This window comes from Proteiniclasticum ruminis (assembly GCF_900115135.1).
GTDB lineage: Bacteria > Bacillota > Clostridia > Clostridiales > Clostridiaceae > Proteiniclasticum > Proteiniclasticum ruminis_A.
Genome location: NZ_FOVK01000013.1, coordinates 44,190 through 55,368, shown reverse-complemented (window position 1 = coordinate 55,368; position 11,179 = coordinate 44,190). Strand labels below are relative to the sequence as shown.

Annotated in this window: 4 protein-coding genes; 3 read left to right on the top strand and 1 reads right to left on the bottom strand. The window is 45.3% G+C overall.

The genetic code is table 11. From position 1 onward, the window contains the following. The first annotated feature begins 98 nt into the window (after positions 1 to 98). Together BM243_RS12940 and BM243_RS12935 are read left to right on the top strand one after the other, a co-directional pair. Positions 99 to 1,481 (top strand): ISLre2 family transposase, encoded by a 1,383-nt coding sequence (locus BM243_RS12940; protein WP_074912766.1) that lies wholly within the window; start codon positions 99 to 101, stop codon positions 1,479 to 1,481. A 160-nt stretch (positions 1,482 to 1,641) separates the two neighbouring features. Next, positions 1,642 to 1,971, top strand: coding sequence for a hypothetical protein (locus BM243_RS12935; RefSeq protein ID WP_074912765.1), 330 nt, complete (start codon positions 1,642 to 1,644; stop codon positions 1,969 to 1,971). Positions 1,972 to 2,023: 52 nt separating this feature from the next. On the opposite strand, the gene BM243_RS12930 is transcribed toward BM243_RS12935, so the two are convergent. Further along, positions 2,024 to 3,607, bottom strand: coding sequence for an AcpB/EbpR/MafR family transcriptional regulator (locus BM243_RS12930; RefSeq protein ID WP_074912764.1), 1,584 nt, complete (start codon positions 3,605 to 3,607; stop codon positions 2,024 to 2,026). Positions 3,608 to 3,866: 259 nt separating this feature from the next. On the opposite strand from BM243_RS12930, the gene BM243_RS12925 reads away from it, so the two are divergent. Next, on the top strand, positions 3,867 to 11,129 hold the full coding sequence (locus BM243_RS12925; RefSeq protein ID WP_074912763.1) for a SpaA isopeptide-forming pilin-related protein: 7,263 nt from the start codon (positions 3,867 to 3,869) through the stop codon (positions 11,127 to 11,129). Positions 11,130 to 11,179 lie beyond the last annotated feature (50 nt).

Genomic DNA, 11,179 nt, shown 5'->3' with positions numbered 1-11,179 from the left:
GCTAGTGTAAAATTATTGTAGGAAAAATAAAAGAGAATAGAACCCCGTATGATATGCTTAATATGCAACCAAAAAACACACTCGGGAGGACTATTCTCATGAACATTATACAACAGGCTATGGAAATTATCACTAGGAGTTATGGGGAGAATCTTCATAGAGCTCTAGCTGGAACGATAAACTTCAGTGAGATGACAACAAGATTGGAAGAGGATTTCAGAAAGACAGCGGCCCTAGTGGCAAAAGAAATCATGGAGAATCTGGATCAGGCAATCAAAGAAAGCAAAAGCAGAAAGAAAGACTGGTATGTGGAAAGAAATGGCGACGAGAAGACACTCAATACGGTTTTAGGCGAAATCACTTTCAGGAGGACGTATTATGTCCATAAGCAGACAGGAGCGTACGCTTACCTGTCTGACGACCAGGTAGGACTCACTCCACATGAGAGAATGGATTTAGGCTTGAAAGCTAGGATTATGGAACATGCAACGTCTATGTCATATCAGAAAACGATCGATGCTTTGTCCTACAGTGGAATAACTTCCAAGATGAGTGTGATGAACGTCATAAAAGGCAGAGAGCCTATCCCCAATGAGGCTGCGGAAATGTCCGACAGAAAGGATAGCACGCCCTCTGTGCTCTATATTGAAGCAGATGAGGATCATGTTGCATTGCAGAATGGAAAATCCACCATCGCCAAGATTGTGTATGTCCATGAAGGGCGTAAGCCCTTATCCAAAAATCGCCATCAGCTGATCCATAAACGCTATTTTACCGCTCTGTCGGATAATGAGTCTCTATGGTTGGATGTAGCCAATTATCTGGAAGAAACCTATGATATGGAAAAAGTTAGAACAGTCTATCTATCAGGAGATGGAGCATCTTGGATCAAAGAAGGAATCAATTGGATTCCTAAATCTAAATATGTACTGGACAGATTCCATCTGGCAAAATACATTAGAACCGCTACGGCTCATATGGATTATGTCAGAGTCCCTCTTACGCAGTACATCCGTAAGGGGATGAAAAGAGCTGTAGCGGATCTATTTCGTGTTATGCTGCAAGAGACTCCATCAGAACCTAAGAAGGAATCCATACGCATGGCAAGGACCTATATTTGGAATAACTGGGAAGGTATACAGCGACAAAAGGCCCATGGTTACGTAGGTTGTAGCGCCGAGGGACATGTAAGCCACGTGCTTTCCGATAGACTGAGTTCTAGACCTATGGGCTGGTCTAAGGATGGATTGATCCACATGAGCAGCATGCGGATTTTCTGCCAAAATGGCGGGAGTTTCTTTGAACAGTTGAAAAAAGAAAGCTTGAGAAAAAGTACTGCAGCTCGTATTCTCAAGCTGGATCGTCGTGTTCTTAGAAAGGCAAATCAAGTATCGGGTGGAGTGCTTCCCAATGTTTCATTCTATCTTCAAGGTAAGAAATCAGGGACTTCTGTGATCTTAAAGAGTATACGAGGTCTATGACACATAAAAATGCTGGGGGATCTCCGATTATTTTTTTCCTACAGTAAATTGACACTACCTGTAAACAGACACAGGTTGATAAATTCTAAATCTCTTGATATAATTTCGATAAATTTAGCATAAACGTATTTTTTCAGTAGAAATGGAGAAGTGAGAAAACATGGACTATAATACCGCAACAATGATCTACGGATTTTCTGGATTTCACCGACGAGAGAATAAACTGACACCACACCTGAAGCTGATGCATCTCATGATGGAGTCCTATGAGAAGGAAGAACGGGATTTCCGGCTTACGCTGGATGATTTCTATGTCTATGTGGATATTGTTACTAGGCAGATTCATAGAAGCAGCAATCAAAGCTTCCGGGAGGATCTCCATCATACCTTTGAAGATCCAAAAGCAAAGTTTGTACTTTCTGAAATCAGGAAGCAGGTGATGGAACGTTCATTCATCCGTCGTTTTCTCCCTCTGATTGACAGGATATAAGATGCAGGTAGATGAAAAGGCAGGCGCATTCAGCGCCTGCCTTTTCATTTGCCTATTTCCAATACTGGGTAATGGATGTGGTTTCAGTCAGAGGATTTTCTTGCAAAGTCACTTTTTTGTCCATGTAGTCCTTGATCCGTTTCATCTGATCAGTCTTTTTCTTGTCCACCACGGTGCTGATGGCTTTGTAGATGGAGCTGATCTGGTAGCCTCTTTCATGGAAATGGAGATAGAGCACCGCGTTTTTTATGTCGATCTCCACCGAGGTGGTGGAGACTAAAAGATCAAATTGGTATCTCTCCAGATCTTTTTCTGTAAGCTCTGCTTCTGTATAGATTTCCACGTCGATCATGCTGTTGAAGTTTGCGATGAGAACGTCCTCCACCGCTTTAGCGTGATTCTGACTGAGGTGGCTGTAAAGAAGCACTTTACAGGATTTGAAGTTTTTGAAGAGATGATTTGTGAGGCTCTCGCTGTGGCATAGAAGTGTATAGTAGAGCTCTTCCAGAAGCGCTTCAGATACGGTCACACCACGGCTTTTCAGGATGTCTTTGAAATAACTGGTTACATAGGTATAGAAGAAGGGATACTCCACTTGGTGATGGGTGACGATGATGAAGTCCCGGCTTCTGAAAAGCAGATAATCTGGTTGAATCTGGTATTCCTTTCCTTTGGTATGGAGCTGCAGGAGTTTATACAGCTCAATGAGAAAGGGCCAGTACTTCGGTGGGGGAAGCTGAAAAAGGTCTGTGGTTTCATGAATCAGCCTGAAGAGCTCCCGGGTGCTTTCCTGAAAAGCAGGGTCTTTTTGAAGCCGTTCTTTGTAGTAGTCTGTAGTATATTGAAGCTTCATGAAAGAGAGCTCATTCAAGACGGGAGCCAGAGCCAGTGTGCCAAGTGGGAAGCCGGTAAGGCTTTGGCGAAGCTCTTGGCGGATTTCGGGCAGCTTCTTCTCGGTGAAGAAGGATACTGGGTAGTCTGGATGAGGGTGTCCTTTCTGGGCTCTTGTCAGTGCTACCGCAAACTGAAAAAGGATTTCTTTCTTCTTGATAAAGCTACTGTACTCTGTACAGTAGGGGGGATAAGTACTTAATAGGTTCTCGAGAGTATCTTTATTAAGGTTTTCGAAGGGCCATTCGCTATAAGTATAGGCTTCAATAAAATACCGTGTGTAGAATCTCCGTATGAAAAACTCTTGACCTCTAACAGTTACTGGACTTCCTGATAATTGAATGTTATACGGCTCAAGAGCTGTTCTTATTTTCTTCAGAAGACGTTCTAAAGAAGAGGAGCTCAGGAAGAACTGATCCTGTAAATCACTTAAAGAAATGGTGCCTTTTAAGAATAGCAGTCTTAAAATTTGGAATCCAGTACTATCTCTTAGGAGTTTTCTTTGAAAATGATCCATACCGATATGATTGGGGATGCGCAGTCGGATGCCTTCGTTGGAAGAGAGGATCTCACCGTGGAGCGTCAGTAGATCCCTTTTTAGTTCTTCTAAATAATTGAGGACGCTGCGCTGAGAAAGATCTGATAACTCAGAAAGTTTTTGTATTGTGACTGGATCGTATTTTCTATAAAGTGCATCCAGGATAGCATATTTCTTTTTGTCTTTTTCAGATAAAATTAGCCACACAGCATTCTCCTCCTCAAACACCTAAACCAATTCAATTATAGCATGAATAGCGGTTAGAGTTGAGTCTGGTTGGGATTCGTCAAAATTTGCATATGGATACGCAAAAAATGAAAGAGCTCCCATGGATAAATTTGATAAAATATAAATAACTATATGTAGTTAGTACTATAAGAAAAAAATACTGGCAAATAAAACAAATTTCGACATAAGAGTATTTAATTTTATTTGTATATAACTATAAAACAAAGGAGGACGAACCATGAGAATAACCCTGCGTAGAGTAAGTGCGCTGCTTCTTGCTATGATTCTACTTCTGCAGAGTGTGTTTACCATTCCGGTGGAAGTGCACGGAGATGCAGTAGGAGAAGAATCTTTGATCAGAGCAGCCTATGTGACAGATCTTGATAAGAATCTTACAAAGTCCATGAAAGCTGGTGGAGAGTATCTTCTGGCACTGGACATGACAATGACCCTTCAGGAGGGAGAAGAAAAGAGCAATCTCACTTTAGCCTTACCTGATTTTTTTGCGCCTGAGAACCTTACGGACTTGGAAGCGGCGCTTCAGATCTCCTTTGAAAATGGAAAGCTCAACTTCTCTATATCAGGAGACGAGAGCTTTGAAGGAATCCTTCATATTCCGTTTAAGGTGACAGGAGAAGACAAGGAAGGAACCGCAGTTCTGGATCTGACGGATGAGGGCTACGTCCTTAGCTTTGTGCCTGCACCCATGGAGGAAGAAAAGGACAGAGAGGAAGCTTTGTCTCTTCCTGAAGAAAGTGCTTCTCTGAGCACAGTGGAAGAAGACTTCCGGTTTATTGAGATTCAATTTACGGATGAGGCTGGAAATATTTTCAGCGCTGACAATCCCTACAGCATCGATGGGAAAGAAACGGGGAAGATCCAGTTCACCTTCCATCTACTGGAAGGTCATGAAGTGAAAGCGGGAGATACTATGAGTTTTCCGCTGCCAAAGGAGCTGAAGCCTGTTACTGCAACCAGTGGGCTTCTGGGAGATATCGGAACCTGGACCGTTTCTACAGATGGTCTGGTGAACTTCCTCTTCAATGAGAATGTGGATGGGGATGATGTTCAGGGAAGCTTTTTCTTCCGGGTGTTTCTGGATGAAGAAGAGATGGATGAGACCGTAGAACAGGTCATCGAGTTTGAGGGGTATCCTGATTTTACACTGAAGTTTCCTGTAAGCCCCAAAGGAGGCACTGCCATTGACAAAAAAGGGACCATCAACCGGGAAGGATGGAACGCCACAGAAGCCTACTGGAGTGTGGACATCAACACCGCTCTTTTAAAGATGGTGGATCCGGTGGTCACCGATGTGATGCCAAATCATATGATGTTCAAGGAAGGCAGCCTTGTGGTGAGAACGCTGGAAATGAATGCCAAAGGGGAAAGAACCCCAGGGGAAATTTTGGATCCCTCTTTATACACCCTGGAGATGGTTTCAGGTAATCCTAAGATCATTCTTCATGGATTAAAAGAAGAAGAGCTTCAGAGGGCATACCGTCTGGAGTACACCACAACCATTCAGGAGCCTTCAGAAGGCTTCTCAGGAGTTCAAGTTTTTAAGAACAAAGCACAGCTCATAAGCGATGGCAAGATGAATACAGCAGAGGCCACCGTTTCCAGCGGCTACGGAGATGCGCTGAAAAAGAAATCACCGGTCTATGACAGTGTAAATCAGCAGCTGAAGTGGGAGATTGAATACAACTACAATGAAAAAAACATTCCCATGGATGTGGCATATCTGACAGATACCTGGACTCCAGCGGGGGTTATGAATCTTGTGAATGACAGCCTCTTTGTTTATCCAGTGGACATTGACGAGGAGGGGAATGCTTCTCCTTCAGAAATACCACTGAGTCATGAGCTCTATGAACTGACCTATACCCCGGGGGCAGGATTCAGACTTCAGTTCCTGCAGGATGTTGAGGGACAGGCCTATGTCATCCGCTACAAAACTCAGTTGGTGAATACATCGGGAGATCCGATCATCACAGGTTCAGGCACAGTAAATAATAAAGTGGAAACTGGACAAGGGAAAGAATCCTCCGGAAGCGGCGGATATGGACAGCAGGGACTTGTGAAGAGAAGAGTGGGCACCGATGTGGGAAAGAAAGAAATCCGGTTTGAAGTGGTCATCAACAGAAATGGCTATGTCATGGAGAATCTGGTGCTTACGGATCAGTTCACAGGAGACGGCTTAACACTTCTTGAAGATACAGTGCTGATCAAGGACAGCAGTAATGTGACGTTAGTGGAGGGGACAGACTACAAGCTGGTTTACACGGCTCCGGCAGGATCTGCGCCTGGAAGTTTTAAAATAGAATTTTTAAGAACCATTGATAAACAGCTGACACTCACCTATACTACTCATTTTGAAAGAAACAGTGATGACACGGCAACGTACAGAAATACTGCAGGGATCAGCTGGAAGTATGATGGAAAAGACTATACCATTGGTGGTATCAGTGTAAACACTACGCCTAGTGGACACACAGCAAAAAATGGTGTCAAGAATGGCAGTTATAACGCAGTGGAGAAAAAGATCACCTGGTCTATCCATACCAATTATGCAAGACTTCCCATTGGGAATCCTTATACCATTTCCGATGCGCTGGATGCCAGCCAGGAATATGTGACAGATTCTCTGTCTGTGTTCACCTATGAAGTGAATGGAGCAGGGGGCATCATCAATGAGAAGATACTGGCTTCTGAACTGTATCAGGTGGTATATCCTTCAGAAGGAAATGGAAACAGGATCACCGTGTCTCTTGTGGGACAGGAGGGCGAGAGGACCGCTGTGGGGATCCGCTTTAAGACTCAGTTCAAAAATGAGCTGATCAGTGAGCCTTCTGTCCGAAACAGTGCGACCTTCCAAAGTGGAGAGACCAGCTTTGGGTTAAATGCCACAGTGAACATTCCCTATGGCGGAAAACTGGCGGATAAAAAAGGGGTACAGGCTGGAGCTTTCAATGAGCGTGCCGACTGGACTGTGTATCTCAATCCAACACAATCGAAACTTACGGACTATGTCCTGACAGACAGTCCGGATCTTAATTCGGTCTTACTGAAAGAAACCTTTGAAGTTGTCCTGGGAGTTGTAGATATAAATGGGAATATCACCAAATCAACCACAGTGCTGGAAAAAGACAAGGATTACACCCTGGAGTTCTACTCCGATCCTGTCACGGGCAATGAGCGGTTTGAGCTGAGCTTCCCGAATGAAATCACTGAAGCTTATGTGCTGAGCTACAGCTCCTATATTGATCCACTGGCGCCTCAGGGCGAAGCGATAAAAAATGCCTATACGGCCACAGGAAAGAATGTTCAAGAGGATGTGAGTGGCGGGTCCTCTTCAGAAATCGTGAAGAAAAATGATGGTGGTGGAACTGGAACCAGTGTCCGGGGCGGTCTTACCCTCACAAAGATCAGTGAGGAGGAAGTGCTACTTTCCGGAGCACGTTTCGGCCTCTACACCTCGGATAAGAAGCAGCTTTTAAGAGAAGCTGTGACAGATGAAAATGGTGTGCTGACCTTTGGCGGTCTTAGAAGGGGCAAGTATGTTCTGAAAGAGCTGAAAGCACCCACGGGTTATGTCATCAGCGATGAACTGGCCAATGGAATAGATGTTATACTGGATCACACCGAGGATGGAGAGATGAAGATTTTAAGCTTCATCAACGAGAAGACTAAAGCAACCATAAGAAAAATCACCTCGGCAGGAGCACTCATTGCTTCAGAAGCGATGTTTGATCTCTATAAAGCAGATGGCACTCTTTATGTGCAGAACCTGAAAACGGTGGACGGTGTCATTCATCTGGAGGACCTTCCTGAAGGGAGATACTATGTGGTGGAAACCCAAGCGCCAGAAGGATACATCAGAAATACAGCGAAGCATTATTTCGACATCCGCATCGAGGAAAACGGCACCCAGGTGAAACCTGTGGTGGATGTCAGAAACTATAAAGCTTCCGTAGTGCTTAAAAAATCAGACAAGAATGGTGTGGGGCTCTCTGGAGCTGTGTTTAGCCTGCTGAACAGTGAGGGCAGTGTCCTTCGCGCAAATCTTTCGGTGAATGCACAAGGAGTCTTGAGGGTGAACAATCTTTCTCCAGGAACCTATGAGCTCCTGGAGACCAAAGCGCCAACGGGATATCTTCTCAATAGAGTGGGACTGGTTTTCACCATTCCAGAGATGGTGGAAGGTGCGCCAAAAGACTTTAATCTGGGCAACTACATCAACTACAAAGGCGCGGCAAGACTCTATAAAACTGATGCTGCCAAGAATCCGCTGCAGGGAGCTGTCTTTAAGGTGGTGGATGAGAAGGGAGTTACGGTTCAGGAGAACCTTATATCCGGAGCGGATGGAAGAGTTCATGCACTGAATCTTTCCCCGGGAAGGTACAGCTTTGTGGAAACGAAAGCGCCGGCTGGGTATGTTCTGGACAGAACACCAAAGACCTTTGTGATTCCTGAGAGTGAAATCGGCGAGCCTGCCGTGGTTGTTGCGGGAGACCGCATCAACTATAAAGGTTCTGTCCGTATGATGAAAGTATCGGAAAATGGAAATCCGTTAAGCGGTGCAGTGTTTGCGCTGCATGAAATACTGGGTGGTGTGAGCGTGAAGGTGGGTGAATACACCAGCACCTCCATGGGGCTTGTCACTGCTGGAAATCTGGCGCCTGGTTCTTATGAGTTCATCGAAATGAAAGCGCCGGAAGGCTATATCATCAATGAAGAACCTGTGGCTTTTGCAATTTCAGATGAAGCCGAAGGAGAACCGCTTCAGGTGAATGCAGGAGAGGCTGTAAACTACAAGGGCTCTGTCCTTCTCACAAAACTCGGGGAAGAAGAAGCGCGTCTTGAAGGAGCAGAGTTCAGTCTCTATCAGGAAGGTGTGGAAGAGGCTCTCATGGAGGGTCTTGTGACAGATGAAGCAGGCGAGCTGATCCTCTTGGATCTTTCTCCTGGAGAGTATTACTTCCTGGAAACCAAGGCTCCTGCGGGTTATATCAGGAACCTTGAACCGCTGTATTTCAGCATACAACAGACTGATGCTGGAGCACCTGAAAGAGTTTCGGTATCCATGGAAAACCATAAGGGGTCTGCCCTTCTTCAAAAGGAAAACAGCGAAGGAGAGGCACTTAGAGGAGCGGTCTTTGCCTTATATAAAGAGTCTGGTGACGTGGTCCTGGAAAACATCACTTCTGATGAAGAGGGTGTGGTACGCATGGGATCTCTTGAACCTGGAAAGTATCTTCTGAAAGAAACCAAAGCACCGGAAGGATACCTTCTCAATACAAAGACTGTGGCGTTCTCCATTTCTGAAAGTGTGGAAGGAGTACCTGAAGCGCTTCATTTAGGAAGTTTTATCAACTACTTAGGCAGTGCAGAACTTGTAAAAACAAATGAAAAAGATGAGCCTTTAACAGGCGCTGTCTTTGAGCTTCGAGACGAAGAAGGAGTAGAAGTGCTGGTGGAAGGTCTCACCACAGATGAAGAAGGAAAAGTTAGACTCACGGATCTCACACCAGGTACCTATGGCTTGTACGAAGTGGAAGCGCCAAAGGGATATCTGAGAAACCTTGAACCAGTGCTCTTCACCATACCCGAGAAGACGGAAGGCGAACCTGAAACCGTACTGGTGGGGCCTTTTGTGAACCATAAGGGCGCAGCTGTTCTGAAAAAGGTGGATGAGGAAGGCTATGGACTGACAGGGGCAGAGTTTGCTCTTTATGATGAGGAAGGACTTCTTCTTCAGGAGGGGCTTGTATCGGACGAAGAAGGGGAGGTGCTCATAAAGGAGCTGTCTCCAGGCACCTATGTGCTGAAAGAAGTGCAGTCTCCAGAAGGCTACCTTTTGAATCTGACAGAAATTACATTCACCATAGAAGACACTTACGAAGGAACTGTGGACGTGCTTCACCTGGACGACTATACCAATTACCTGGGCAGCGCCTATCTGATGAAGACAGACCATGAAGGAAATGCTTTATCAGGTGCAACTTTTGATGTGGTATCAGAAGAAGGAGAGCGGGTCAGAGAAGACCTGAGAAGTGACGAAAATGGAAAGGTTCTGGCAATAGGTCTTGCTCCTGGGAAGTACTATTTTGAGGAGACGAAAGCACCGGAAGGATATCTGAAAAATACAGAGAAAGTTAACTTTACCATAGCTTCTTCGGAAGAAGGGGCTCCGGAAGCGGTAGATGCCGGTTCACTGGTAAATTACAAAGGTTCAGCTGTCCTTAGAAAGACAGCAGAGGATGGAACAGGGCTGAAGGATGCAGAATTTGCGCTTTACAGCGAAGAAGGATTCCTGGTTCGGGAAAATCTGACGACAGATGAAGAAGGTTCCCTGCGTCTAAAAGAACTCTCCCCAGGAAGCTACTGGCTGGAAGAGACAAAAGCGCCGGAAGGCTACATCAGAAATATCGACAGAGTATCCTTTGAGATTCCCATGGAAGCAGAAGGAGAGCCTGTGGCGCTCACCTTGGATGAGTTCATCAACTGGCAGGGAAGTGTTCTTCTTCAAAAATCCGACGAGCGTGGAAATCCATTGGAAGGTGCGGTCTTCGCCCTAAGAAAAGACGATGTGACAATAAAAGAACTTACAACCGACGCGCTGGGGCAGATCCTTGTAGAAGGTCTAACCCCGGGTGGATATGAATTTATAGAAATCAGCGCTCCGACAGGCTTTATTCTGGATCCGACCCTTCATGAGTTCAGAATTTCTGAGGATGCAGCTGGAGAACCAGAGAGAATTCTTGTAGGCACTTTGATGAATCATCAAGGAAAAATTGTATTGGAAAAGACCGATGAAAAGGGAGCGCCTTTAGCGGGAGCTGTCTTTGAGCTGAGGGACCAGGAAGGAAACCTGATCCATAAAGAACTGGTCTCTGATGAGGAAGGAAAAGTGAAAGCGGAAGGCCTCTTCCCAGGCAGCTATGTGCTGAAGGAAACTTCTGCGCCAGCGGGCTATATCCGAAATGAACAGACACTTGAGTTCACTGTGACAGAAGAGCATTTTGGGGCTCCAGATGTTCTGGATCTTGGACAGTTTGTGAACTACCAGGGAAGTCTTCTCTTGAAAAAAGTGGACGAAGACGGTCAGCCATTACAGGGTGCCGAATTTGAGCTGAAGTATCTTCCTGATGAAGGTGAAAGCATCCTCCTTGTGAGTGATGAGAATGGATTCATCAAGGTGGAGGATCTGGCACCTGGAAGATATACCATAGAAGAAATCAAAGCGCCGGAAGGGTATACCAGAAATGAGGAGGTCTTTGCCTTTACGATTCTGGAGAGCAGCCCTGTGAAACCGGATCCTGTGGAAATGACGGTGGTGAACACCTTGGAGTTTGACGATACAGAAGGTCAGTCTCCTGGAGATGAGCTGCCCGCCACAGGGGAGTCTGAAAATGAGGTATTTATTCCTCTTTTAGGAACAATGCTTGTTCTGGCTGGAGTATTCCATCTCATGAGACGAAAAAAAGAAAAAACAAGCTAAAGTAAAAAAGGCATTCCTTTCAGGCTAAAAACCTGATGGGAATGTCTTTT

What these genes read in the sequence shown, in the direction of transcription:
- BM243_RS12935 (WP_074912765.1), top strand. Translation starts at nt 1,642, where the DNA reads ATGGACTATAATACCGCAACAATGATCTACGGATTTTCTGGATTTCAC.
- BM243_RS12940 (WP_074912766.1), top strand. Translation starts at nt 99, where the DNA reads ATGAACATTATACAACAGGCTATGGAAATTATCACTAGGAGTTATGGG.
- BM243_RS12925 (WP_074912763.1), top strand. Translation starts at nt 3,867, where the DNA reads ATGAGAATAACCCTGCGTAGAGTAAGTGCGCTGCTTCTTGCTATGATT.